Origin of the sequence: Limnohabitans sp. Rim8 (genome assembly GCF_943326455.1) — a bacterium.
Classification (GTDB): domain Bacteria; phylum Pseudomonadota; class Gammaproteobacteria; order Burkholderiales; family Burkholderiaceae_C; genus Limnohabitans_A.
Genome location: NZ_CALPTI020000011.1, coordinates 45,433 through 69,902 on the forward strand (window position 1 = coordinate 45,433; position 24,470 = coordinate 69,902).

Here is a 24,470-nt window from a genome sequence, read left to right on the forward strand (position 1 = left end):
TCTTGAAATCGGTCAATGTGTGTCAGGGCAAGTATTACATTCGGCGTTTTGATCGCCAGAACGAGGAAATGGAATGACGCTTTTTCGCCCTGCAACCACCTTGATGGTGCAGTACGCCCATTACCACCGCGATCGCCGCAACATCGTGACCCATCTGCTGGGCATCCCGCTGATTTTTCTGTCCATCGGCGTCTTGCTGCTGGGCCCGGCCTGGGTTGTGGCGGGTCAGACTGTGACGCTGGCCTGGGCCATGTGGGCACTCACCAGCCTGTGGTATCTGAGCCGCGGTGATCTGTTGCTGGGCTTGGCCACATCGGTGGTGAATGGCATACTGATCGCGGTTGCCCATGAGGTGCCACCTCTGGCGCAAGCCCTGGGGCTGGCGGTTTGGCAGGCGGGTTTGGGCTTGTTCTTGATTGGCTGGCTCATCCAGTTCATCGGCCACTATTTCGAGGGCCGCAAACCGGCTTTTGTCGACGACGTCGTCGGCTTGTTGGTGGGGCCGATGTTTGTGGTGGGTGAGGTGCTCATGTGGGCCGGGTTGCTGCAGCGCATGCACATGGACATCGAGCGCCAAGCAGGACCCACGCGCTGAGATGCTTGGCGGCTTACCCGTGAAAAAGCCCGGTCAGCATGCATCGCAGCAGCTGGCCCGGGCTTGAGGTTTTGGGCTGAGCTGGGCTCAGTTGAGCATCATGCTCAGCTTGCGCCGGTAGCCCGAGATCATCGCCATGTGCGGGTCTTCTTGCATGGCAGCCTTACCCATGAGTTCGATGCCGCCCGCTGATTTGCCGCTGGCGTCTTGTGTTTTCGGCTTGGGCGGCGTCATCAGCTCCAGCAGGGCGACAAAAGTTTTGCGTGGGGCTTCGTCGTCCCACTTCTTGTCGCGCATGATGATTTCCAGCAACTCGTCCATGGCCGCTTCCCATTGGCCAATGGCGATCAGCAATCGGCTTTTGGCAAAGCGGGCCTCAAAGTCGCGTTTGTTCTGGGCGATCAAGGCGTCAAACTGATCCAGCTCCCACTGACCACGCGGGTCGGTGGTCACAAACTCCAGGGCGTTGAGCCACTGGGTTTGGGCCTCAAAGCGCAGTGGTACCGGGATGCGGCTCATGGCGGGCGCCAGCAAGGCGGAGGCTTCTGCCAATTCGCCCAAACCAATCAGCAGCTTGACCAAATCAAAGCGGGCATCGTCGTTGCCGGGGTCGGTGGCCAGGGCTTGTTCCAAAGCGGCGCGGGCGCTGTCTGCGTCACCAGCTTGCAGGTGCTCTTGGGCTTCTTGGGCGGCGGCCTGTGCCTGCAGTTCTTCGGCGGCGGGCAAGTGTTTGTCCAAGAACTGTTTGACCTGGCCTTCGGGCAAAGCGCCCATGAAACCATCAACCGGCTGACCGTTTTTCAGCAACACGCAGGTCGGGATGCTTTTGATGCCAAAGGCTTGGGCCAGTTGCTGCTCTTGGTCTGAGTCGATTTTGACCAATTTGAAGCGGCCTTCATAAGCGGCCTCGACCTTTTCGAGGACAGGACCCAGCGATTTGCAAGGGCCGCACCAAGGCGCCCAAAAGTCCACCAGCACGGGCGTGGTCATGGAGGCTTCGATGACCTCGGCTTCAAAGTTTTGTATCGTGACGTCCATCATGGCAGGCAGTGTTCCGGGTTGTGTTTCGGCTCCAGATGAAGCGAAACCTTAAAATTCGAGATTGATCACGAAAAGCACCCAATGACTCAAGCGCTCATCGGCGTCGTCATGGGTTCCAGCTCCGACTGGGACACCATGCAGCACGCAGTCCAGATTCTCCAACAGTTTGGCATCCCTCACGACGCCCGCGTGGTTTCGGCCCACAGAATGCCGGACGATATGTTTGCTTATGCACAGAGCGCGGCAGAGCGCGGCCTGCAGGCCATCATCGCGGGCGCAGGCGGTGCGGCCCACCTGCCGGGCATGATCGCTGCCAAAACCACGGTGCCTGTGTTGGGTGTGCCGGTGCAGACCCAAGCTTTGTCGGGCGTGGATTCGCTGCACAGCATTGTGCAAATGCCCAAGGGCGTGCCGGTGGCCACCTTTGCCATTGGCGCTGCCGGTGCGGCCAATGCAGCCCTGTTTGCGGTGGCCATGTTGGCCAACAACGATGCGGCTTTGCGTCAAAAGCTGGAAGCTTTCCGCGCCGAACAAACCGCCATGGCCCGCGCCATGACACTGCCGCCCGTTTCACCAAAAGGTGCCGCATGAGCCGCGCGATTCTGCCGGGCTCCATGGTCAATGGCCAGATGGCCACTTTGGGCGTGATGGGAGGCGGCCAGTTGGGTCGCATGTTTGTGCACGCAGCCCAGGCCATGGGCTACTTCACCGCGGTGCTCGACCCTGATGCGGCCAGTCCTGCCGGACTGGTCAGCCACCACCACATCCAGACCGACTATCTGGACGAGCAGGGTCTGGCCCAGCTGATGCAGCGTTGCGCGGCCATCACCACCGAATTTGAAAACGTGCCTGCACCGGCCCTGCTGACCTTGGGCGCACACCGCCCGGTGGCTCCGGCGTCCGAGTCGGTGGCGATTGCGCAAGACCGCGCTGCCGAGAAGGCTCATTTTGTGCGCTGCGGCGTGCCGGTCGCGCCGCATGCCATCATCGAGACGGCCGCGCAGTTGGCAGCTGTGGGCGACGATTTGCTGCCTGGTATTTTGAAGACCTCTCGCATGGGTTACGACGGCAAGGGTCAGGTCCGCGTCAAGACACGCGAAGAATTGGCGGCGGCTTGGGCCGAGTTGAAGGGCGTGCCCTGCGTGCTCGAAAAAATGCTCCCGCTGCAGGCCGAGTGCTCGGTCATCGTGGCCCGTGGCGCCGACGGGCAGATGGTGAATTTTCCAGTGCAACTGAATTTGCACCGCGACGGCATTTTGGCCGTGACCAGCGTGTACGAAGGTGCTGTGCCGGCCGATGTGGCTGCGCAAGCCGTGGCTGCGACCCGCGCCATTGCCGAAGGCCTTCACTACGTGGGCGTGCTCTGCGTGGAGTTTTTCATCCTCCAAGGCGGCCAGCTGGTGGTCAACGAAATGGCCCCCCGCCCGCACAACAGTGGCCACTACACGATGAACGCCTGTGACCAATCGCAGTTTGAACTGCAGGTGCGCACGCTGGCGGGCTTGTCGCTCACGCAGCCACGCCAGCATTCGAGCGCCATCATGCTCAACCTCCTGGGCGATCTGTGGCCCGAAGTCACGCCCACTGGTAAAGGCCCGACCAGCCCCGCCTGGGGCCAAGTGCTGGCGCTGCCCGGCACGCACTTGCACCTGTACGGCAAGTTGTCGGCTCGGCCCGGCCGCAAGATGGGGCACCTGAACATCACCGGGGCCACACCCGAGGCCGTGCGCGCCACCGCCTTGCAGGCGGCGGCCTTGCTTGGCATGGAAGCGTTTTAAAGACCGCCATGATCCTGAGTGTCTCGGATGCTGCCATCGCGCAGGCTGCCCAAGCTTTGCGTGACGGCCATTTTGTCGGGTTGCCCACCGAGACGGTTTATGGATTGGCCGCCAATGCTTGTGACGATGCGGCGGTGGTGAAAATCTTTGTGGCCAAGGGCCGCCCCGCCGACCACCCGCTGATCGTGCATGTGGCCAGTGTGACGCAGGTGCCGCTGTTTGCCGCGCAAGTGCCCGACTTTGCACAAAAGCTCATGGCTGCGTTTTGGCCTGGTCCGCTCACTTTGATCTTGCCGCGTCAGCCCGGTGTGGCCAGTGCATCGGCTGGGGGGCAAGACTCCATTGGCCTGCGGTGCCCTTCGCATCCAGTGGCGCAGGCTTTGCTGCAAGCCTGTTTGCCGCTGGGTGTGCTGGGTGTTTCGGCACCTAGCGCCAACCGCTTTGGCCGCGTCAGCCCGACCACCGCAGCGCATGTTCAGTCCGAGCTGGGCCCTGACTTGTTGATCCTGGATGGCGGTGACTGCGATGTGGGCATCGAGTCCACCATCATCGATTGCACGCGGGGCGAGCCCGTTTTGTTGCGCCCGGGGCAGATCACGCGGGCGCAGATCGAGGCCGCTTGTGGTCGCGCTGTTCGGGGCAAGGATGACCCAGAGGAGGTCAGCGGCCAAGCCGCGCCGCGCGCATCGGGCACGCTCGAATCCCATTACGCGCCCCGAGCCAAGGTGCGCCTGATGTCGGCGCAAGACATCGCTGCCAAACTGCAGGCCTTGGGCCCTCACGCCAACAACTTGGGCTTGTGGTCAAACGAACGACCGGATGGCAGCGCAGGTGCCGGTGTGCTGTGGCGTGCCCAGCCGCACAGCGCCGATCAGGCAGCGCACGATTTGTTTGGCGTACTGCGCGATCTGGACGCCAGAGGTGTGACGCAAATATGGGTCCAACTGCCGCCCGACACGCCCGAGTGGGAAGGCGTGCGCGATCGGCTGCAGCGGGCGGCGGCTTAAGCAGTCGTTCAGCGGTACCGCAGCTTCATCACCAAGATCATCAGCGCCAGGCTGGTGGTGATGACGTTGGCGATGATGATGGGCCAGGCCACCATCAAGATGCCGTAGACCAGCCACAGCGCCACCCCCGAGGTGAACAGGCTGTACATGCCCAGCGAGATCCCGCTCACGTCGCGGGTGCGAAAAGTTTGCCAGGCTTGCGGTATGAAGCTGGCCGTGGTGAGAAAGGCGGCCACAGAGCCCACCCAGTCGATCAAATTCATGGTCCAAGTCCTTCGGAGAGATCTGCCTTTGGGGTCTTAGCGCGTTGCGCCGTGTTGTGCGGTGTTTCGGTCAAGGCTTGCGCGGGTGCGGCGGCTGGCCGTGGTTGAGTCCATGTCGCGCACCGTCCATTCCAGCAACTGGTCGAGTGCGACCCGCGCTTGGTGGGCGTTGGGGTGGTGTAGCACTGCGACCAGGGTGTAGCGTTGGCCGCTTTGCCCTTGCACATACCCTGCCACCGAGGCCACATCGCGCAGCGAGCCGGTTTTTAGCCAGGCATTCCCGATCACAGGCGATTGGGGGCTGCGGTCTTTCAGGCGAGCGGCTGTGCCGTCCACGCCTGCCACGGCCAAGGAGTCGGTGAACGCTTGGGCATGTGGCCCCGCGTGGGCTGCCTGCAACAAGGCGGTCAAGGCTTGCGCCGTGCTGCGTTCGGTGCGCGACAGGCCAGAGCCGTTGTCCAGAACCGGTTCGCTTTGAGTGGGAAAGCCATGCCGCCACCACTGCGACATGCGCAGGCGCGAAGCTTCAAAGCGCCCGGGTGCCCCCAACTCGCTGGACAGCGACAGGTACAGCTGCTGGGCCATCACATTGTTTGAAAACTTGTTGATGTCCTTGATCACTTCCGACAGCGGCAAGGATGGTGCATCCACCAGCAAACGGGCTTGGGCTGGGCGCGCGCCGTAGCGCACCTGTCCGCTCAGTTGCCCGCCCGCGCCAGCCCACAGGGCCTGCAATACGCGCGGGGCGTATTGGGCGGGGTCCGGAAAAGCCACTGGCCATTCTCGCTCGCCACAGTTGGCGGAATAGCCTCCGGCAAACCGAACCTGCAGCGGCTGGCTGAAGTCGGCCTGCAACTGGCGTCGCCAGTCGGTGCAAGGGGCCGAGGTCAAAGGCAGTTTGCTGGTGACCGATAGCCCCGCCATTGGGGGCTCAAAGCGCACCTGCGCCTGGCCGTTCGCTGGGTCAGGCGTGAAGGTGTAAATCACGGCTTTGAAGTTGAGCAGCAAGCCATCGGGCCCCACGTTGTAGGGGCGCAGGGGTTCGTCGTCAAAGGGTTCGTTTCGCTCGCGCACATCAAACACGCTGCGGTCGAGCACGATGTCGCCTCGCACCTCCCGCACACCTGCCGCTTGCACTTGCTTGAGCAAATCTTGCAGACGCTCGACCACCAATTTGGGGTCGCCGCTGCCTCGGATGATCAGGTTGCCTTGCAGCACACCGTCCCGGACGGGGCCATCGGCATAGATGCGGTTGCGCCAAGTGTGCGCAGGCCCGAGCAGGCTCAGGCCTGCGTAGGTGGTGAACAGCTTCATGACCGATGCCGGATTGACACTGCTTTGGGCATGGTGCGACAAACGTGGTGCGGCGGCTTGCGAGACTTTGGCGTCGACAGGCAAAGGGGCGATCAAGACACTCAAAGCCGATGGGGGCACCTGCGCTTGGCGCAAGATTTTCAAAATACCGGGCGGCAGATCGGCTTGGGGTGTACGCCCCGTTGGGGCTGCGCTTTCTTCTGACGCTGTGGTTGTGGCGGCCAGTGTGGCAGGCGCGGCCTGGGATAAGCCCAAAGCGGCCATCAGCAAAGCCCCAAGGCCCCATGGCTTGAGCGTTGTCCAAGTGTGAAGGGGACGGGTCAAGGTCATCGGGTGAGTCTAACCCGCCCCCATCCGTGGACCGGGGTGTTGCCCTCGGGGCACTATGATTCGAACCATGCGATTTTCTTCAAAAACCGTGGGGCTGGCTTCTGCGGTCATCACGGTGCTCATCTGGACCGGTTTCATTGTCATTGCGCGCGCGTCTGCATCACGGGGTTTGCTGCCTTTGGACATTGCGCTGGCCCGTATCTTGGGGGCCAGTGCGGTGCTGCTGCCCTGGGCCTGGTGGCTGATGCGTCCGGCTCGACGGGCGGGTGAACAGGTGGGTTCTTTGTGGGGCCTGTCGCCACTGCCTTTGCGCCAGACGGTACAAACCGGTTTTCTGGGCGGTTTTTTGTACGCCATCCTGGCCTACACCGGTTTCTTTTACGCACCAGCCTCGCACGCGTCGGTGCTCATGCCCGGCAGTTTGCCTTTGTGGACCACCTTGTTGGCCTGGCTGTTTTTGCGTGAAAAAGTGGCCGCTACACGTGCCCTGGGCTTGGGCTTCATCGTGCTGGGCGATGTGCTGGTGGGCGGTGCGAGTTTGCTCATGGCCTTTGATGGCGGCGAGGTCTGGAAGGGCGACTTGTTGTTCATGACGGCTGCCATGTGCTGGGCCAGCTACAGCGTGCTGGTGCGCCGCCATGGTTTTGACGCGGTGCGCGCCACCATGGCCATCACCGCTTTTGCATTTGTGTGTTTTGTGCCCTTGTTTGCCGTGCTGGTGGGTTTGTCCATCTTGCCTACTCAGTTGCACCAAGCGCCTGGGTCAGAAATTTTGTTTCAGGCGGTGTTTCAAGGCGTAGGCTCGGTCGTCATTTCGGGCATCACTTTCACGCAAATGGTCCGCCACTATGGCCCAGTGCGCTCGACCATGATCACGGCGCTGGTGCCGGGCTTGTCGGCGCTGGGGGCGGTGTGGTTTTTGGGTGAGCCCATGCACTGGAATTTGCTGGCCGGGCTGGCGCTGGTGACCGGCGGAATCTTGTTTGGTGTGAAGCAGTCCAAAAAATCCGACACCCGTCTTTCCCCTGTTGTCCCTGCGCCGAAGGCCGGAGGTCAGCCATGAGTGCAGCATCCGAGCGCCGATGGCTGGCTTTTGACACCAGCACCGATGTGTTGTCTTTGGGCGTGGCCCGTGGAGACCTCGTTTGGACGCAAACCTTGCCTGGCGGCGCACAGGCCTCGAGCAACTTGATCCCCGCGGTTTTGGCCATGCTGACCGAGGCCGAGATGCCGCTGGCCTCGCTGGATGCCATCGTTTTTGGCCGTGGGCCAGGCTCGTTCACCGGTCTTCGCACCGCCTGTGCCGTGGCCCAGGGTTTGGCTTTTGGCGTCAATGTGCCGGTTTTGCCCGTCGATACCTTGATGGCGGTGGCCGAAGAGGCGCGATGGGCGCGGCTCCAGGCAGGCCTCAGTGACACTGAACCTCAATCGCCAACCGACATGGCCGAATTTAACGAATTGACGGTGTTGTCCTTATTGGATGCGCGCATGGACGAGGTGTACAGCGCCGCTTACACCTGGCAGCGGCTGCCTGAGCAGCACCTAGGCCAATGGCGCGAAGCCTCGCCATTGCAAGTGTCGGCCCCCGAAAAAATTCAAGTGCCGCCAATGGACCCAGTGCTGTGCTTGGCGGGCAACGCCTTTGCGGCTTATGGCGAGCGCTTGCCCTTGGCATTGGCCCATGCCCCGCGGTGCGAGGCACTGCCCACCGCTTCGGCTTTGCTGCGCCTGGCGCCTGCATTGTGGGCGCAGGGACTGGCCGTTCCAGCAGAGCAGGCCATGCCGCTGTACATCCGCGACAAGGTTGCCAACACCACCGCCGAGCGTGAAGCCATGAAAGCGTTGGCCTTGCAATCCCATCAGGGCCCAGCCACAGCGCAGCCATGAGTCCAGGCATGAATCTCGGCAAAGCTTTGAGTCGCCATCAGCCGACCGAAGAAACGCGCAACCGCGTCACTTTGGCCCCCATGACGCAGAGCGATCTGGACACGGTCATCGCCATCGAGCAAAGCGCTTACAGCCACCCTTGGACACTGGGCAATTTCCGCGACTCGCTCAACCCGCTGTTTGAAGCCCAATGCCTGTGGCTGGACGGCGAGTTGTTGGGGTATTTTTTGGCCATGCGCGGTGTGGAAGAAATGCATTTGCTCAACATCACCGTGGCGCCTGCGCACCAAGGGCAGGGCTGGGGACACATGATGCTGGACGCCCTGTCCCTCATGTCCCGCCACGAAGGAGCTCAGTGGCTTTGGCTGGAGGTACGTCAAAGCAACCTGCGTGCTTTGCAGGTGTATGAGCGTTATGGCTTCAAGCAGATCAGCATCCGCAAGGATTACTATCCCGCAGGCCGACTGCAGCGTGAACACGCTGTGGTGATGAGTTTGAAACTGTGAGCCCCACATGAGCGACCCCACCCGATTCGACCTGGACGACCGCCAACGCGCCATGCTGGCCGAAATGGGCGTGCGCGTGTGGTGGCCGCCAACCGCCAGTGAGTCGGTTCAAGCCGAGCTTGCCCAGACCCCGTCAATGACTCAGACGCCCTCAGCACCCCGGCCCCAGCCGCCTGTGGCCAGCGCCACACCACGCGGGCAGATGGCCGCAGCTCCGACACCGCCTGGCGTGGCATCCAAGCCTTTGCCAGACGGTGTGCCACAGATGGACTGGGACAGCTTGCGGGCTGCGGTCCAATCTTGTCAGTCTTGTGCTTTGAGCGGTGCTCGCCAGAAACCGGTGTGGGGCCCTGCTGCAGCTCCGGCCGACTGGATGGTGGTGGGCGATTTGCCCTCGCCAGAAGACGACCAACAGGGTGTGCCTTTCACCGGCCCAGAAGGGGTGTTGCTCGACAACATGCTCAAAGCCGTGGGCGTGCGACGCCAAGGTCTGCCGTCCGTGGAAGGCCAAGCGCCTTCGGCCGAGGCTTACCTGACTTGCGCTGTCAAATGTCGCCCGCCTGCCGGGCGCAACCCCGAAGCCACCGAATTGGCCGTGTGTGCCGACTATTTGTCACGCCAAGTGGCACTGGCCAAGCCCAAGGTGATTTTGGCCATGGGCCGTTTCGCCATCCAGAGCCTCTTGGGCAGCACGGAGCCCATGGGCAAACTGCGGGGCACTGTGCATGAATTCCAAGGGGTACCTGTGGTGGTGACCTACCACCCCACCAGTTTGTTGCGCACCTCGGCTGACAAGGCCAAAGCTTGGGCCGATCTGGTGCTGGCGCTGAAGGTGGCGCAAGCCTAAGTGGGGCTAGCGGCCCTGGGCTTCGCCTAATGCCTTTCCCATCCCCTCCCCCATGACGATCGGGCGGGTCGGTGTCCAGTCGGGGTTGAACTGGATCACCCCCTTGGGGAACAGCATGACCACGGTGGAGCCGAGCAAAAAGCGTCCCATTTCTTCGCCCTGAGTCAGGGTGATGCTGCCCACTTCGTAAGTCCATTCGCGGACTGTGCCAGGGCGTGGCGGGTTGACGATGCCATGCCACACGGTGGCCATGCTGCCCACAATGGTGGCGCCCACCAGCACCATCACAAAGGGGCCTTGCACACCTTCAAACACACACACCACACGCTCGTTGCGGGCAAACAGGCCCGGCACGCCACGGGCCGTGGTCGGATTGACCGAGAACAAATCGCCCGGCACATAAATCATGCGCGTCAAGCGCCCTGCGCAAGGCATGTGGATGCGGTGGTAGTCGCGCGGGCTCAGGTACAGCGTGGCAAATTGACCATCCTGAAACTGCGCCGCCAGCGCCGCGTCGCCGCCCACCAGGGCGCGGGTGCTGTAGCTGTAGCCCTTGGCTTGAAACACCTGGTCGCCTTCAATCGGGCCGCATTGGCTGATGGCGCCATCCACTGGGCTGACGAAATGCGCTGCGGCCAAAGGCCGGGCATCGCCTCTCAGAGGGCGGGTGAAGAATTCGTTGAAGCTTTTGTAGCTGGCGGTGTCCGGGTTGGCCGCTTCTGCCATGTTCACGTTGTAGCGTTTGACGAACCAGTCGATGATCCCTGTGGTCGTGCTGCCCCACTGGCTGCCCGCGACCCAGCCCGCAAAGGCGGTCAGGGCTTGTTTGGGGATCAGGTACTGTGGCAAGACCGCCAGGCGGTCAGAAAAGGGGCTGGAACTGGACATGAAGGGGCCGCAAGCGCGGATCTGAAGAAGACCGTGATTTTATCGGTCACCCGTTGCCGTGCTCGGGCAAGCGGCCACAGGCACAATTCCGGCATGAATACCCCATTGCTGTCGGTCGAACATCTGGTCAAACGCTACGGCGATGCCATGGTGGTCAATGACCTGTCTTTTCACATTGAGCCTGGTGAATGTTTGGGGGTCATTGGCCCCAACGGCGCAGGCAAAACCACCACCCTGCGCATGTGCCTGGGTTTGTCTCAGCCCGATGGCGGCGCCATTCGTTATTTCGACGGATTGCAAATGCCGCGCGACGCATTGGCCATCAAGGCCCGCTTGGGCGTGGTCGCGCAGATGGACACGTTGGATCCAGACTTCACCGCTGAAGAAAACCTCCTGGTCTTTGGCCGCTACTTTGGCCTGCCCGATTCGGTGATCCGTGAGCGCATTCCACAGCTGCTCGAATTTGGCGCCCTCAGCCACAAAGCCAAAGCCAAACCGGGTGAGTTGTCGGGTGGTATGAAGCGGCGTTTGAGTTTGTCGCGAGCCCTGATCAACCACCCGCAGCTTTTGATGCTGGACGAGCCCACCACGGGCCTAGACCCGCAGGCGCGGCACCTCATGTGGGAGCGTCTACAGGTGCTGCTGCAAGAGGGCAAATCCATCTTGCTCACCACCCACTTCATGGACGAGGCCGAGCGCCTGTGTGGTCGCTTGTTGGTGTTGGACCAAGGCCGCAAGATTGCTGAAGGCAAGCCGCGCGATTTGATCGCTGAGCACCTGGAGCCCGAGGTGATCGAGGTGTTTGGCCAAGGCGCGGTAGCGCTGGCGCAAGAGCCGAATCTGAAAGTCTTGTCTGGCCGGATTGAGGTCAGCGGCGAAACGGTTTTTTTCTACACCCAAGACAGTCGCGCCTTGATGAACGCGTTGCAGGCTTGGCCCGCTCTGCGCACCTTGCATCGACCTTCCAACCTGGAAGACCTGTTTTTGAAATTGACCGGACGCCAGATCCGAGAGGAAGGCTGACCATGAGTCAAATTCAAAACAACATCTGGACCGCACCCCGCTTGTCCATGCGCTGGTGGCCCGTGTTTTTGCGCAACTGGCTGGTCTGGAAAAAACTGGCCATCCCCAGCTTGGTGGGCAACATCGCCGAGCCGCTCATGTGGCTGGTGGCTTTTGGTTACGGCCTGGGGGCTTTGGTGGGCCAGATCGAGATGGGCGGCGAGAAGGTGCCCTACATTTTGTTTTTGGCCAGCGGCAGCATTTGCATGAGCGCCATGAACGCGGCCACCTTTGAGGCGCTGTACTCGGCGTTTTCGCGCATGCATGTGCAAAAAACCTGGGACGGCATCATGAACGCCCCGGTGCGCTTGGACGATGTGGTGTTGGCCGAAATGCTCTGGGCCGCGTTCAAGTCGTTGTTCAGCGTCTCGGCCATTTTGTTGGTGATGCTGGCTCTGGGCATCAGCCACAGCTGGAAGCTGCTGGTGGCTTGGCCCGTGCTGCTGGGCGTGGGCATCACCTTCAGCTGCATGGCGCTGATTTTCAACGCGCTGGCCAAGGGCTACGATTTTTTCACCTACTACTTCACCCTGTTCCTCACACCCATGATGTTCCTCTCGGGCATCTTCTTTCCGCGTGAGCAGCTGCCCAGCTTCGTGCGTGTGGTTGCGGACTGGTTGCCGCTGTCGGTGGCAGTCGACTTGGTGCGCCCGATGTTCTTGGACCGCTGGCCTGACGAGCCTGTGCGGCTGGTGTTGGTGTTGAGCGGGTTTGCGGGGGTGTCGTTTTGGGTGGCGCTGGCCTTGACCCGCAAACGGTTCAGGAGTTGATGCCGAACCTGTCGTCTAGGCGTCCACAAATGGACTTTTGCTGGTTAAAAATGACAACAACAACTTCAAGTGATTTCATTGATTTGGTTTTGCTTGAGTGCTTGTCTGTCGACCTTCTCTGAAAGCCGTATTTGTGAACGATTCCATCCGTTTTGTCCGTCAACCCGTGGCCGTGGCTGCTCTTGTTTGTTGCGCATGGGGTGCTCACGCCCAGGTTGAATCGGCTTCGGCCACTGCTGATCCTGGCGCGCTGTCGCCGGTGGTGGTGACGGGCGAACGGTCTGGCGGCGGTGTGTGGCGCGGCGCTGCGTCCATCGATGTGGTCGATGGTGAATCGCTGCGCGATGGGCAGGCCCAGATCAATGTGTCGGAGGGCCTGGCGGGTGTGCCGGGCTTGGTGATCCGCAACCGCCAAAACTATGCCCAAGACCTGCAAATTTCGGTGCGAGGTTATGGGGCGCGGGCCACTTTTGGCGTGCGCGGCGTGCGCTTGTTTGTGGATGGTATCCCGGCCAGTGCGCCGGATGGGTCGGGGCAAGTGGCCAATTTCCCATTGGGGGGAGCTGATCGGATTGAAGTCGTGCGCGGGCCTATGGCTGCGCTGTATGGCGCCTCATCAGGTGGCGCCTTGTTGCTTTACACCGAAGAGGGTCAGCATCCGGCCCAATGGCGCACGGGCATGGTCGCGGGGTCTGACGGTTTGTGGCGGCTGTCAACGCAGGCGACCGGCAAAACCGGTGCCCCCAAAGAGCCAGGTTGGTCCTATGCCTTGGATGTGAGCCGCTTTGCCACCGACGGTGCCCGGCCACAGTCTGCGGCCGATCGAACCAATGCCAACCTGAAGTTGTCACGCCCCCACGAGGGTGGGCGCACGGTGTTGGTACTCAACCAGCACAACAGTTTTGCATTGGATCCGCAGGGGTTAACACGTGCGGAGTTGAGCGCCAATCCGTTATCCACCAATTCGGCCGCAACAACATTCAATACGCGTAAATCTGTAGCGCAAACCCAGTTGGGCTTGGCTTTTGAGCAAGCCCTTGGTGGTGGGCATAAGCTGGAGTTGATGGGTTATGGCGGGCAGCGTCAAGTGGTGCAATTTCAGTCCATCACCACAGGTGCGCAAGTGCCTCCTGGCAGTTCAGGTGGGGTGATTGATTTAGACCGCGATTACTGGGGTTGGAATGCCCGCTGGCGTCATGAAGGTGATTGGCAAGGTGGGCGTTTGTCAGTGAGCGCGGGTTTGGCCTCAGACCATCAAAGCGACCAGCGCAAGGGCTATGAAAATTTCATCGGCAGCACCTTGGGTGTTCAAGGCAGGCTGCGGCGTGACGAGGTCAACCGCGCCAGCACGCTCGATCCTTATCTGCAGGCCGAATGGCGTTCGAAAGACCTGACGCTCATGGGTGGTTTGCGCCAAACCCGAACCGAATACGAATCGACAGACCAGTTCCTCAGCAACGGGGACGACAGTGGCCGCAAGACCTTCCGTGCCACCTTGCCGGTGGTGGGCATGCGCTGGCAGTGGACCCCTGTGGTGCAAGCCTTTGCCAGCGTGGGCAAAGGCTATGAAATTCCAACGCTCAACGAAGTGGCTTACCAAAATGTTGTTGGGGCTTCAGGCTTCAACACCCAACTCAATGCCGCTCGCAGCACCAGCGCTGAAGTTGGCTTGCGCGGCCGCGCCGATCGCTTTCGATGGAATGCCACAGCTTTCGACATCCGTACCAACAACGAGATCGTGGTGGAGAGCAATACAGGGGGGCGTGCCATTTTTAAAAATGCCGGTCGTACCCAACGCCAAGGCCTAGAGTTGTCGGGCGACTGGCGTTACGGGCCAGTCAGTTTGGTTTCCGCCTTGACCTGGATGCAGGCTGAATACTTGGACGCTTTCAAAACTTGTGCATCAAGTCCCTGCCTTGTTGGAAGTCAAGTACCTGTATCTTCAGGCAACCGCATCCCCGGCTTGCCCATGCAACAAGCCTTTGTGCAAGCCGCTTGGGACACAGGCTGGGCAGGCAGCCGGGTGGTTTTTGAAACACGCCACGTGGGTGGTGTGATGGTGAACGACCAAAACACCGATTCGGCGGCAGGCCACACGCTGTTCAACTTGGGTTTGCACTTCAAGCAAGACCGGGGTGATTGGACGCTGCGTGAATTCATTCGGGTGGACAACCTGACCGACCGCCGCCATGTGGGCTCGGTCATCGTCAACGATGGCACCAGCCGCTTCTTCGAACCCGGTCTGGGCCGCAAGCTCTTGGTCGGTCTGGAGGCGCAGCGCCGGTTCTGAGTCGGTGGTTGAGCCCGGTAAGATCCTTGTTTTGCGTTTCCCCCCCCATTTCGAAGGAATGAACAACATGAGCATCCAGACCGTAGGCATCATTGGCGCAGGCACCATGGGCAATGGCATCGCACAGGCGTGTGCGGTGTCGGGCATCCAGGTGGTGATGGTCGACATCTCGGACGCGGCCGTGGCCAAGGGCGTGGCCAGTGTGACCAAGAGCCTGGACCGCTTGGTCAACAAAGAAAAGATCAGTGAGGCCGACAAGGCCGCAGCGCTGGGCCGCATCCAAGGCTCGACCAGCTACGACGACCTCAAGGGTGCGCAGCTGGTCATCGAGGCTGCCACCGAAAACCACGAGCTCAAGGTCAAGATCTTGAAGCAGCTCGACGGTTTGCTTGCCCCCAACGTGATCATCGCGTCCAACACCTCGTCGATCTCCATCACCCAGCTGGCCGCCGCCACGCAACGCGCCGACCGCTTCATTGGTATGCACTTTTTCAACCCCGTGCCCATGATGGCGCTGGTTGAAATCATTCGCGGCCTGCAGACCAGCGACGCCACACACGACGCGGTGCACGACATGGCGCTGGCCTTGGGCAAGACCCCCATCACCGTGAAGAACGCTCCCGGCTTTGTGGTCAACCGCATCTTGGTGCCCATGATCAACGAAGCCTTCTTTGTGCTGGGCGAGGGCCTGGCCGAGGCCGAAGCGATTGACGCGGGCATGAAGCTGGGCTGTAACCAGCCGATTGGCCCGCTGGCGCTGGCCGACATGATTGGCCTCGATGTGTGCCTGGCCGTGATGGAGGTCTACCTCAAGGAATTTGGCGACAGCAAATACCGCCCCAGCCCCTTGCTCAAAGAGATGGTGGCCGCGGGCCGTTTGGGCCGCAAGACCGGTCAGGGCGTTTACAAGTACTGAGATGCAGACCACCTCCCACCCCGAAGGCCAGATCGATTGCACCGTGCAGGGTGCAGTCCTTCAAATTTGCATCAACCGCCCCGCCAAGCGCAACGGTTTCACGCCCAAGATGTACCGAGAGTTGGGCGAGGCCTACACCCGCCTGGACGACGACCCGACGCTGCGCGTGGGTGTGCTGTGCGCAGCGGGTGCCCACTTCACCGCCGGACTGGACTTGCCCACCATCGCGCCATTGATGCAGCGCGGCGAAAAAGCCGTGCCGCTGGGCTTGGTCGATCCCCTGAATTTGGGGATGGAGGGCTACCGCCGCCGCGTCAAGCCGATGGTGGTGGCGGTGCAGGGCATCACCTACACGCTGGGTATCGAGCTGATGCTGGCAGCGGACATCGTGGTCGCGGCCGATGACTGCCGGTTCTCGCAACTGGAAGTGCAGCGCGGCATCATGGCCACGGGCGGCGCCACGCTGCGCATGGCCGAGCGGGCGGGCTCTGGCAATGCACTTTTGCATTTGCTCACCGCCGATGTGTTTGACAGCGCCGAAGCCCTGCGCCTGAACTTTGTGCAAAAGGTGGTACCTGCAGACCGTCTGCTGCCAGAGGCCATGCACATCGCTGAACAAATTGCTGCTCAAGCGCCACTGGCGGTGGTGGCTACCCGGCAAAACGTACTCAAGGCCGTAGAGCAAGGCCCCTTGGTGGCCATGCATGACTTTTTGCCAGTGCAACAGCGCTTGTCGCGCAGCGATGACGCGGCCGAGGGCGTGCGCTCCTTTGTTGAAAAACGCGCCGCACGTTTTACCGGCCAGTGAACGCAGGGCGTGCGCCACAATCGGTGCATGACCGATGTCCACGCCTTGCACCCCTACGCCGAACTCACCCCCGACCGGGTGATGGACGCCCTGACCGATCTGGGCCTGTGGCCCGACGGCCGTTTGCTGGCGCTCAGCTCTTACGAAAACCGCGTTTACCGTGCGCACTTGGATGAACCCGTGCAAGGCAGCTCGGCGGTGGTCCTCAAGTTTTACCGACCTGGCCGCTGGAGCCGGGCACAAATCCAGGAAGAACACGACTTCGCGGCTGAGTTGTTGGCGGCCGAGGTGCCGGTGGTGCCCCCCATGCGCTTGAATGATCAGACCTTGCACACCAGCGCAGGTTTTGACTTTTCGGTCAGTCCCTTGCGAGGCGGCCGTGCGCCCGAACTGGATGACTTTGAAGTGCTCGAATGGATCGGCCGTTTTCTGGCCCGCATCCACACCGTGGGCGCGGCCCGTCCTTTTGTGCAACGCCCCACACTCGATGTGCAGACCTTTGCGCTGGAGCCCGCCGAGTGGCTTCAAAAAAACCAGATGATTCCGCTGGAGGTTGAGCGCGAATGGCGCGAGGCCTTTGCTGCGGCCTTGGCCTTGGTGCAAGAAAAAATGGCGCAGGGCGCAGCAGAGCGTCGCCTGATTCGCCTTCACGGCGACTGCCACCCCGGCAATATTTTGTGGACACCCACCGAGCTGCCCGGCGGTGGCCCGCATTTTGTGGACCTGGATGACGCCCGCATGGGCCCGGCCATGCAAGACCTTTGGATGCTGCTGTCGGGCGACCGTGCGCAGCGCACGCAGCAACTGTCGGCTTTGCTCGATGGCTACGAACAGGTGCGCAACTTTGACCGCGCTGAACTGAAGCTCATCGAGCCGCTGCGCACGCTGCGTCTGATCCATTACAGCGCCTGGCTGGCGCGCCGCTGGCAAGACCCGATTTTCCCGGTCAACTTTCCTTGGTTCGGCACGCCCGATTACTGGCGCGGTCAGGTGCTGATGCTGCAAGAGCAAGTCGAGCAGATGCAGGAAGCGCCGCTGGTGGTGTGAGCAAATTGACAGAACCCCACCCCCGCACGCCTTTTCTGGGCTTTGCTGTCGTCGGCTGCGGTGCCGCGATCGCACCGCTTGACTTTGCGGTCAACATGGCTTTTCCCGCCATGACCGAAGCCTTTGCCTTGGCTACCGCGGACATCCGCTGGGTGGCAGTTTGCTACGTCGTCACGTATGGCAGCTTGATGCTGTTTTGCGGCGTGTTGGGGGACCGTTTGGGGCACTTGCGCGTGTTTCGCTGGGGCTTGGGGCTGTCGGCTCTGGGTTTGGCGGCCTGCGCGGCGGCGCCGACGTATGGCGGGCTGCTGGCCGGGCGGGTCTTGCAAGGCGTTGGTGTGGCGCTGACCTTGTCCTGCGCGCCAGCCTTGGCCATGGGCTTGCTGGCCACAGGGCAGCGCACGCAGGCGCTGTCGGTGTATGGCGCCATGTTCGCGGGGGCCGGTTTGCTGGCCCCATTGCTGGGGGGCCTGAGCATGCTGCACTGGGGCTGGGCTGGGGTATACGGTTTTCGGATTCCGATTGTGTTGTTGGCCTGGCTTTGCACGCCTTGGCTGGCCCGACGGCTGCGCGTGCAGACCTTGAGCGTCCCCGGCGATGCCAGCCAAGCGAGCAGCGTGCGGGGTGTGTGGGGCCTGATGCGGCGCGATGCCGATTTCGCCTGGACCAACCTGGTCAATGTGGGCGTCCAGTTTTGCAGCTTCACCGTTGCCCTGAGCCTGCCCTATGCCCTGCCAGCTGCCGGCTGGGGCGGTACCGCCACGGGTGCCATGCTGGCCCTTTGGCTTTTGGGTGTGCTGGTGGGTTCGGGCGTAGCGCCTGCGCTGCTGCGCCGCATGAGCCTGAGGGCTGCGGACCATTGGGCGCAAGGGGTCATGGCCTTGGGGTTGGCCTGGATCGGCGCTGTGTCGATGGCGCAGGCCTGGCCCTTCATGGCCCTGGCCTTGGTTTTTCAGGGCGTGGGCTTGGGGGTGTTTCAGGTGGTCTACGCCGACCAGGTGGTGGCCAGCTTGCCGGACTCGGCGCGGGGCTTGTCGGGCAGTCTGACCTTGGTGACCCGTACCGTAGGCATTGTGGCCGCCGCCATGGTTTGGCTGTGGTTGATGCAATGGCTGCAAACCCAAGCCTTGGGGCAAGGAGCAGCACTCCCTCAGGCCATTTGGGCGGGCACCATGGGTCTCATGCCCTGGGCCGCAGGTGTGGCCTGGGTGTTGGTGGGGCTGAGTGCGTGGCGTCAGACCAAGCGCGCGGGCTGAGCAGCGATCAGCTCAACAGCGCATTCACCCGCTTCACATAAGCCGCAGGGTCTGCGGGCAGGCCGCCTTCGGCCAGCAGGGCCTGGTCAAACAGGATGTGGGCCAGGTCGTGGAAGTGGACCGAACCGTCGAGTTTTTTGACCAGCGCGTGTTCGGGGTTGACCTCGAGCACGGGCTTGACTTCAGGGGCTTGTTGGCCGGCTTGTTTGAGCATGCGGGCCAGTTGCATGCTCATGCCGTCGTCGGTGACCACCAGGCAGGCAGGGCTGTCCACCAAGCGGCTGGTCACGCGCACGTCTTCGGCTTTGTCTTTGAGCGCTTCTTTGAGCTTGGCCAGCACGGGCTTGAAAGTTTCTGCGGCATCTTCAGCCGCTTTCTTTTCTTCTTCGTCTTGCAGCTTGCCCAGGTCAAACGCGCCCTTGGCCACGCTTTGCAGCGGCGTGCCGTCGAACTCGTGCACAAAGTTCAGCGCCCACTCGTCCACCCGGTCGGTCATCAGCAAGACTTCGATGCCCTTTTTCTTGAAGACTTCGAGCTGTGGGCTGTTCTTAGCGGCGGCCAGGGTGTCGGCGGTGATGTAGTAGATCGCGTCCTGGCCTTCCTTCATGCGGGCTTTGTAGTCTGCAAAGCTCACGCTCAAGGTGTCGCTGGTGGTGGATGCAAAACGCAGCAGTTTGGACAGGCGGTCTTTGTTGCCAAAGTCTTCGCCCAAGCCTTCTTTCAGCACCGCGCCGAACTCGGCGTAGAACTTGGTGTACTGGCCGAGCTTGGCTTTGTCTTCTTCGCTTAAAACGTCAGAGACCCCTTCGGTCGTCGCATCCGTGGCATCGGCAGAAGCCGCGGGCGCCTTGTCGTGCTTGGCCAGATCTTCCAACATCGACAGCACACGCTTGGTGCAGCCTTCGCGGATGGCTTTCACATCGCGGCTTTCTTGCAGCAGCTCGCGGCTCACATTCAGGGGCAGGTCGGCGGAGTCCACGACGCCCTTCACAAAGCGCAGGTAGCTGGGCATCAGCGCTTCGGCCTCGTCCATGATGAACACGCGCTTCACATACAGTTTGATGCCGGCTTTCTTGTCGCGGTTCCACAGGTCTTGCGGGGCCTTGGATGGGATGTAGAGCAGCTGGGTGTATTCGGTGCTGCCTTCCACGCGGTTGTGGGTCCAGGTCAGCGGGGCTTCAAAGTCGCGGCTGATCTGTTTGTAGAAGTCAGCGTATTGCTCGTCGGTGATGTCTTTCTTGGGGCGGGTCCACAGGGCGCTGGCTTTGTTGATGGTTTCCCACTCGCCGGTCTTGACCATGCCGCCAGGTTTGCGGCCAGCTTCTTCGTTGCTCGGGTCGATCAATTCACCGTCTTTCCACTCTTCCTTTTCCATCAAGATGGGCAGGCTGATGTGGTCGGAGTATTTGCCGACGATTTCCTTGAGCTTCCAGGTGTTGGCATATTCGAGTGCCTCTTCGCGCAGGTGCAAGATCACGCTGGTGCCGCGCTCGGGGCGGGTGATGGTCTCGACCTCAAAGTCGCCCGTGCCGCCGCTGATCCAGCGCACGCCTTCGGCCACTGCCGCGCCTGCACGGCGGGTTTCCACGGTGATCTTGTCGGCCACGATGAAGCCCGAATAAAAGCCCACACCGAACTGGCCGATCAGCTGCGCGTCTGATTTTTGGTCGCCGCTCAGCTTGCTCATGAAATCCTTGGTGCCGCTTTTGGCGATCGTGCCCAAGTGGTCAATGGCTTCTTGCGCTGTCATGCCGATGCCGTTGTCGGTGATGGTGAGCGTTTTGGCCGATTTGTCGAAAGACAAGCGGACCTGCAAGTCGGGCGCGTCTTCATAAAGGGCGTTGTGGTTGAGCGCTTCAAAGCGCAGCTTGTCGCAAGCGTCCGAGGCGTTGGAGATCAGCTCGCGCAGAAAAATCTCTTGGTTGGAGTACAGCGAGTGGGTGACCAGGTGCAGCAGTTGTGCGACTTCGGCCTGAAAGGCATGGGTTTGTTTGCTCATAGCGGTTCAACAGTAAAAAGTCAGAAAACAAGAACGCCCCACAGCTTGGGGCGTCATGGGTGGATTTCAAGAGGTCAAAACGATTCGTTGGGACCCAAATACCGCCAAGTCCCCGGCGGCATTTGTCCCAGCTGCACGCCGCCCATGCGGATGCGCTTGAGGCCCACCACTTTCAGGCCCACCTGTTCGCACATGCGCCGGATCTGGCGCTTTTTGCCTTCGGTCAGCACAAAGCGCAATTGCTCGGGGTTTTGCCAGTCCACCTTGGCCGGCTTGAGGGGCTTGCCGTCCAGGCTCAGGCCGTGGCGCAGGCGCTCGAGCAGCGCCTTGGGGAACACGGCTTGCACGTTGGCGCTGACCCGGTCGAAGTCGCCAATGGTGGTGAGCTGGTTGGCTTTGCCGCCATAAGTGGCCGATGCGGCGTTGGCGGCAGCGGTGTTTTCGTGGCCGGTGTAGGCCACGCGCACCAAATATTCTTTTTCCATCTCTGAGTCTTCACCGATCAGCTGACGCGCCACGCGGCCGTCTTGCGTCAGCACCAGCAGGCCGGTGGAGTCGATGTCCAGGCGGCCAGCTGGGGCCAAGCCGCGCAGGTGGGGTGGTGTGAAGCGCAGTTTGGACGGGTCGCCGCCCCAGTGGCTGCGTGGGTTGATGAGGGTGATGGCCGGTTCGTGCCCGTCTTCGGCCTGGCCGCTCACATAGCCCATGGGCTTGTGCAGCAAGATGGTGACCTGGCGGTCTTGTTGCTGCTCGGCGGCTTTGTCGATGGTGATGCGGTCAGACAGCGTGACCTGCTGGCCCATGCTGGCGGGCAGGCCGTTGACCTTCACCCAGCCTTGTTCAATCCAAGCGTCGGCTTCGCGGCGCGAACACATGCGCAACTCGGCCATGCGCTTGTTCAGGCGCGAAGTGCCTCTGGGCGCAGCGGCTTCACCTTTGCCTTCAGGTCGGGGAGCGCGTTGAAATGCCGGGGGCTGGTTCATGGGGGTGCAGAATCAAAAAATGGGACGAATAGGCAAGGCTGCCCATTGTCCCTTTTTTTGCTGCCGCCGACTCAGCGTGTGTGTGCGAAAAAGTGTGCCAAGTCCTTGAGCTGCGCATCGTTGATGCCGTACAAGGCCGCGGCCATCACCGTGTCGCGACCGGGGCCGGGTTTGTCACGGTATTCCTTCATCACGTCCAACAAGAATTGCTCTTGTTGGCTGGCCAATCTGGGGACCTGGTCACGTCCTTGGTATTGCGGCAAATGGCAGGTGCCACACAAAGCGGCCTTGGCCAGTTCCCTGCCACGCTCTAGGCTGGCTTTGTCCGCACGGCCCTTGGCCGCAGGGGGAGCCACTTGCGCCGAAAAATAGGTGGCCAGGGCCACGAGTTCGGCATCGGAGACCCCGTCAAGAGAGCCTTTCATGGCAGGCACATCCCGCAAGCCTTCGCGAATCAGAACCAATTGGTTTTCGATGAAGGTTTTGGGTTGCGCCGCCAGCGAAGGAATGCTGGGGATTTGAGACACACCTTTGGCGCCGTGACAGGCCACGCACTGCGCGGCTCGTTCAGGGGCTTGGATGCTGGCATTGACTTGGGCCGTGCCTTTAAAGGCCGTCTGGGCCAGCGCGTGTGGCGCAGCCCAGACACAGGCCCCAATCAGGGCCGCACAAACACCTGCTCTCCATGTCAAGCCATCAGGGCTTGGCATACGAGATGCGGTAGATGGCACCCAGTTGCTCGTCAGAGACCAGCATTGAACCATCGGGCATTTGCAACATGTAAGCCGGGCGACCCCAGAAGCTGTCGTCCGCGTCGTCTTTGAAGCCGGTCAGGAATGGCGAGACTTTGGCGCTCTTGCCTTCGGCATCGGTGTTGACCACCACCACATCAAAGCCCAATTTCTTGGTGCGGTTCCAGGAACCTTTGCGGGCCACAAACATCATGTTTTTGTATTCCGCAGGGAACATGTTGCCGGTGTAGAAGGTCACACCCATCACAGCAGCATGAGGGCCCATGTTGGCCACAGGCAATGTCACGCCGTCGCAAGGCTTGTCTTTCTTGATGTCCCGGTCGACCACACCGCTGGCGTGGCAGTAGGGGAAGCCGAAATTCAAGCCCGTTTTGGACATGCGGTTGAGTTCGTCATCGGGGGTGTCATCGCCCATCCAGTCACGGCCATGGTCGCTGAACCACAGCTCTTTGGTGACGGGGTGCCAGTCAAAACCTACGGTGTTGCGAACGCCGGTGGCGATCACTTCCATGCCAGAACCATCTGCGTTGTAGCGGCGGATTTGGGCGTATTCAGCACCTGGCTCGCAGATGTTGCACGGCGCACCGAAAGGTACATACAGCTTGCCGTCTGGGCCGAAGCTCAGGTATTTCCAGTTGTGGTGTTGCAGCGGGGGCAGCTTGAAGGCGGCGGTCATGTCCACCGGCTGGGCATTGGGGTTGGCTTCGATGCCGTCGTAACGCAACACTTTGTCGATGGCCATGACATACAAAGAACCTTTGTGCATGGTGACAGCAGGTTGGTTCAGCTTGTCGACCAACACGCGGCTGCTGCGCTCTTTGCCGTTGTCGCTGATTTCATAAACACGGCCCAGACCGCGTGTGCCTGCATAAATTTTGCCGCTCTCGCCGCGGCTCATGGCTCTGACGCCAGGGGTGCCGGTGGACCAAATTTCAATCTTGAAACCTGGTGGCAGCTTGAGTTTGTTCAATGGGATGTCTGCCGCTGGGGTGACGGTCAGTTTGCCGGCGAGCGGGGCCAAAGTGGAGTTGGCCATCTCGGCGGGCATGCCTTGTTTCCAGGCCGGTGGGGGTGCAGGTGCAGCGGCGGGGGCTTGGGCAACGGCATAACCCATGCTGAGGGTCAGGACAGCTGCGCAGGTCGCAATTTTTTTGAACATCAATGGTCTCCTGTGAGTGAAGCGAAAAAGATTTTTGAGCTTATCCCCACAAAAATTAAGGAGACATAGGGTTACCCCGAGTCGATGCCTGTTTGCGGTCACCCACATGACTGGCAACCGCTTGTCGAAGGCCTTGTGTGCAGACGTTTGAATTCAGAGGAGGGGTTAAAACTGCCGGGTTCTTAACCCGTTCAAATCGAGGATGCGCAAGCCGCCGTATTCGATGCGAATCAGCTGGTTGTCTTCAAGCACCCGCAGTGCCTCATTCACGCGCTGCCTTGAGAGGCCCACCAAATAGGCCAACTCTTGCTGGGTGATGCGCAGCACCTCGCCCACGCCTGAAAACAGCACGGGGTTAAACAGGGCAGCCAGGTGCCTGGCCAGGCGCAGTTCGGGGTTGGTCATGCGGTCCATCTCTCGCGCTGCAATGAACTGGCCTAAGCGCTCATTGAGCTGTTGCATGATGAAACGGTTGAAACCCAGCGAGTGATCGATCAGCCAGTGAAAGGTGTCAACGGGCATGCCAGCCACCAAACTGGGCCGCAGAGCTTGGATGTTGTAGCGGTAGACCTCGCGCTTGATCGCCGTGCCTTCGCCAAACCATCCTCCGGGGGGTATGCCGGTGAAAGTCATGGTCTGACCGCTTTCGTTGTCGGTGCTCATTTTCAACAAACCCGAGAGCACACCAAACCAATACGTCACCGGTTTGCCTATTCGGCAGACATGCTCGCCAGTCTGCAGGTCGCTGACCACCAACTGAGGCGTGATTTGCTCCTTTTCTTCCTGTCGCAGCAAGTTAAGCCAAGGAATGTCATTCAATTCGGCCAAAGTCAAAGGACGGCGGCGTTGGTGGACGGAACTTTCTTTGAGCATGTGAGATTTCCGAATTGTCAGTTTGCAGACAGTTGTGATAAGGGTCTTCCCTAAATTGTCGTCCAAACGACAACTTGACGTCAAATGACTGCCTACGAT

Annotated in this window: 24 protein-coding genes; 15 read left to right on the forward strand and 9 right to left on the reverse strand. The window is 61.1% G+C overall.

Translation table 11 applies throughout. From position 1 onward, the window contains the following. The first annotated feature begins 73 nt into the window (after positions 1 to 73). Positions 74 to 595, forward strand: a complete 522-nt coding sequence (locus Q1M54_RS09345; protein ID WP_300556555.1) for an Mpo1-like protein — start codon at positions 74 to 76, stop codon at positions 593 to 595. 87 nt (positions 596 to 682) lie between these two features. On the opposite strand, the gene trxA is transcribed toward Q1M54_RS09345, so the two are convergent. Further along, the gene (gene trxA / locus Q1M54_RS09350; protein WP_300556557.1) at positions 683 to 1,636 is read right to left on the reverse strand and encodes a thioredoxin; all 954 of its coding nucleotides are present in this window, start codon (positions 1,634 to 1,636) and stop codon (positions 683 to 685) included. Between the two features lie 81 nt (positions 1,637 to 1,717). Between trxA and purE the strand changes: the two genes are divergently transcribed. Genes purE through Q1M54_RS09365 form a run of 3 tightly spaced genes read left to right on the forward strand, consistent with a single transcriptional unit; the run spans position 1,718 to position 4,421 of the window. Then, positions 1,718 to 2,227 carry a 5-(carboxyamino)imidazole ribonucleotide mutase gene (gene purE / locus Q1M54_RS09355; protein ID WP_300556559.1) on the forward strand — a complete coding sequence of 170 codons (510 nt, stop codon included), beginning with the start codon at positions 1,718 to 1,720 and terminating at the stop codon, positions 2,225 to 2,227. Further along, entirely contained in the window at positions 2,224 to 3,414 is a 1,191-nt protein-coding gene (locus Q1M54_RS09360) for a 5-(carboxyamino)imidazole ribonucleotide synthase (protein WP_300556561.1), read from the forward strand. Before purE ends, Q1M54_RS09360 begins: the two co-directional genes overlap by 4 nt. Positions 3,415 to 3,422: 8 nt before the next feature. Further along, complete coding sequence (locus Q1M54_RS09365) at positions 3,423 to 4,421, forward strand: L-threonylcarbamoyladenylate synthase (RefSeq protein WP_300556563.1); 999 nt, start codon at positions 3,423 to 3,425, stop codon at positions 4,419 to 4,421. Positions 4,422 to 4,429: 8 nt separating this feature from the next. On the opposite strand, the gene Q1M54_RS09370 is transcribed toward Q1M54_RS09365, so the two are convergent. Together Q1M54_RS09370 and dacB are read right to left on the reverse strand one after the other, a co-directional pair. Beyond that, positions 4,430 to 4,684: a SemiSWEET transporter gene (locus Q1M54_RS09370; protein WP_019426757.1), complete on the reverse strand. Its 255-nt coding sequence runs from the start codon at positions 4,682 to 4,684 to the stop codon at positions 4,430 to 4,432. A gap of 36 nt (positions 4,685 to 4,720) precedes the next feature. Continuing rightward, positions 4,721 to 6,328 carry a D-alanyl-D-alanine carboxypeptidase/D-alanyl-D-alanine-endopeptidase gene (gene dacB, locus Q1M54_RS09375; RefSeq protein WP_300556566.1) on the reverse strand — a complete coding sequence of 536 codons (1,608 nt, stop codon included), beginning with the start codon at positions 6,326 to 6,328 and terminating at the stop codon, positions 4,721 to 4,723. 67 nt (positions 6,329 to 6,395) lie between these two features. On the opposite strand from dacB, the gene Q1M54_RS09380 reads away from it, so the two are divergent. The 4 genes from Q1M54_RS09380 to Q1M54_RS09395 are packed head-to-tail and all read left to right on the forward strand — an operon-like array spanning position 6,396 to position 9,568. Beyond that, a complete protein-coding gene (locus Q1M54_RS09380; protein WP_300556568.1) occupies positions 6,396 to 7,391 on the forward strand; it encodes a DMT family transporter in 996 nt (331 codons plus the stop codon). Continuing rightward, complete coding sequence (gene tsaB, locus Q1M54_RS09385; RefSeq protein ID WP_300556570.1) at positions 7,388 to 8,215, forward strand: tRNA (adenosine(37)-N6)-threonylcarbamoyltransferase complex dimerization subunit type 1 TsaB; 828 nt, start codon at positions 7,388 to 7,390, stop codon at positions 8,213 to 8,215. Before Q1M54_RS09380 ends, tsaB begins: the two co-directional genes overlap by 4 nt. A gap of 8 nt (positions 8,216 to 8,223) precedes the next feature. Continuing rightward, positions 8,224 to 8,721, forward strand: coding sequence for a ribosomal protein S18-alanine N-acetyltransferase (gene rimI / locus Q1M54_RS09390; RefSeq protein ID WP_300556572.1), 498 nt, complete (start codon positions 8,224 to 8,226; stop codon positions 8,719 to 8,721). A gap of 7 nt (positions 8,722 to 8,728) precedes the next feature. Continuing rightward, on the forward strand, positions 8,729 to 9,568 hold the full coding sequence (locus Q1M54_RS09395; protein ID WP_300556574.1) for a uracil-DNA glycosylase family protein: 840 nt from the start codon (positions 8,729 to 8,731) through the stop codon (positions 9,566 to 9,568). A 6-nt stretch (positions 9,569 to 9,574) separates the two neighbouring features. On the opposite strand, the gene asd is transcribed toward Q1M54_RS09395, so the two are convergent. Then, entirely contained in the window at positions 9,575 to 10,456 is an 882-nt protein-coding gene (gene asd / locus Q1M54_RS09400; protein ID WP_300556576.1) for an archaetidylserine decarboxylase, read from the reverse strand. Between the two features lie 93 nt (positions 10,457 to 10,549). On the opposite strand from asd, the gene Q1M54_RS09405 reads away from it, so the two are divergent. The 7 genes from Q1M54_RS09405 (at position 10,550) to Q1M54_RS09435 (ending at position 18,605) form a co-directional block, all read left to right on the forward strand. Next, positions 10,550 to 11,479, forward strand: coding sequence for an ATP-binding cassette domain-containing protein (locus Q1M54_RS09405; RefSeq protein WP_300556578.1), 930 nt, complete (start codon positions 10,550 to 10,552; stop codon positions 11,477 to 11,479). A gap of 2 nt (positions 11,480 to 11,481) precedes the next feature. After that, the gene (locus tag Q1M54_RS09410) at positions 11,482 to 12,288 is read left to right on the forward strand and encodes an ABC transporter permease (protein ID WP_300556580.1); all 807 of its coding nucleotides are present in this window, start codon (positions 11,482 to 11,484) and stop codon (positions 12,286 to 12,288) included. A 133-nt stretch (positions 12,289 to 12,421) separates the two neighbouring features. Beyond that, positions 12,422 to 14,578: a TonB-dependent receptor gene (locus Q1M54_RS09415; RefSeq protein WP_300556582.1), complete on the forward strand. Its 2,157-nt coding sequence runs from the start codon at positions 12,422 to 12,424 to the stop codon at positions 14,576 to 14,578. Between the two features lie 67 nt (positions 14,579 to 14,645). Then, complete coding sequence (locus tag Q1M54_RS09420) at positions 14,646 to 15,494, forward strand: 3-hydroxybutyryl-CoA dehydrogenase (RefSeq protein WP_300556584.1); 849 nt, start codon at positions 14,646 to 14,648, stop codon at positions 15,492 to 15,494. A gap of 1 nt (position 15,495) precedes the next feature. Then, positions 15,496 to 16,302 (forward strand): crotonase/enoyl-CoA hydratase family protein, encoded by an 807-nt coding sequence (locus Q1M54_RS09425; RefSeq protein ID WP_300556585.1) that lies wholly within the window; start codon positions 15,496 to 15,498, stop codon positions 16,300 to 16,302. Positions 16,303 to 16,329: 27 nt separating this feature from the next. After that, entirely contained in the window at positions 16,330 to 17,349 is a 1,020-nt protein-coding gene (locus tag Q1M54_RS09430; RefSeq protein WP_300556586.1) for a serine/threonine protein kinase, read from the forward strand. Continuing rightward, positions 17,346 to 18,605: an MFS transporter gene (locus tag Q1M54_RS09435; protein WP_300556588.1), complete on the forward strand. Its 1,260-nt coding sequence runs from the start codon at positions 17,346 to 17,348 to the stop codon at positions 18,603 to 18,605. The genes Q1M54_RS09430 and Q1M54_RS09435 overlap by 4 nt, the downstream gene beginning before the upstream one ends. A 7-nt stretch (positions 18,606 to 18,612) precedes the next feature. On the opposite strand, the gene htpG is transcribed toward Q1M54_RS09435, so the two are convergent. From htpG to Q1M54_RS09460, 5 genes are all read right to left on the reverse strand, one after another. Next, positions 18,613 to 20,604: a molecular chaperone HtpG gene (gene htpG / locus Q1M54_RS09440; RefSeq protein ID WP_300556590.1), complete on the reverse strand. Its 1,992-nt coding sequence runs from the start codon at positions 20,602 to 20,604 to the stop codon at positions 18,613 to 18,615. Between the two features lie 74 nt (positions 20,605 to 20,678). Further along, positions 20,679 to 21,587, reverse strand: coding sequence for a pseudouridine synthase (locus Q1M54_RS09445; RefSeq protein ID WP_300556592.1), 909 nt, complete (start codon positions 21,585 to 21,587; stop codon positions 20,679 to 20,681). Positions 21,588 to 21,658: 71 nt separating this feature from the next. Continuing rightward, entirely contained in the window at positions 21,659 to 22,297 is a 639-nt protein-coding gene (locus Q1M54_RS09450; protein WP_300556593.1) for a c-type cytochrome, read from the reverse strand. Next, the gene (locus Q1M54_RS09455; protein ID WP_300556595.1) at positions 22,284 to 23,498 is read right to left on the reverse strand and encodes a PQQ-dependent sugar dehydrogenase; all 1,215 of its coding nucleotides are present in this window, start codon (positions 23,496 to 23,498) and stop codon (positions 22,284 to 22,286) included. Before Q1M54_RS09455 ends, Q1M54_RS09450 begins: the two co-directional genes overlap by 14 nt. 165 nt (positions 23,499 to 23,663) lie before the next feature. Then, on the reverse strand, positions 23,664 to 24,371 hold the full coding sequence (locus tag Q1M54_RS09460) for a Crp/Fnr family transcriptional regulator (RefSeq protein ID WP_300556597.1): 708 nt from the start codon (positions 24,369 to 24,371) through the stop codon (positions 23,664 to 23,666). Between the last annotated feature and the right edge of the window lie 99 nt (positions 24,372 to 24,470).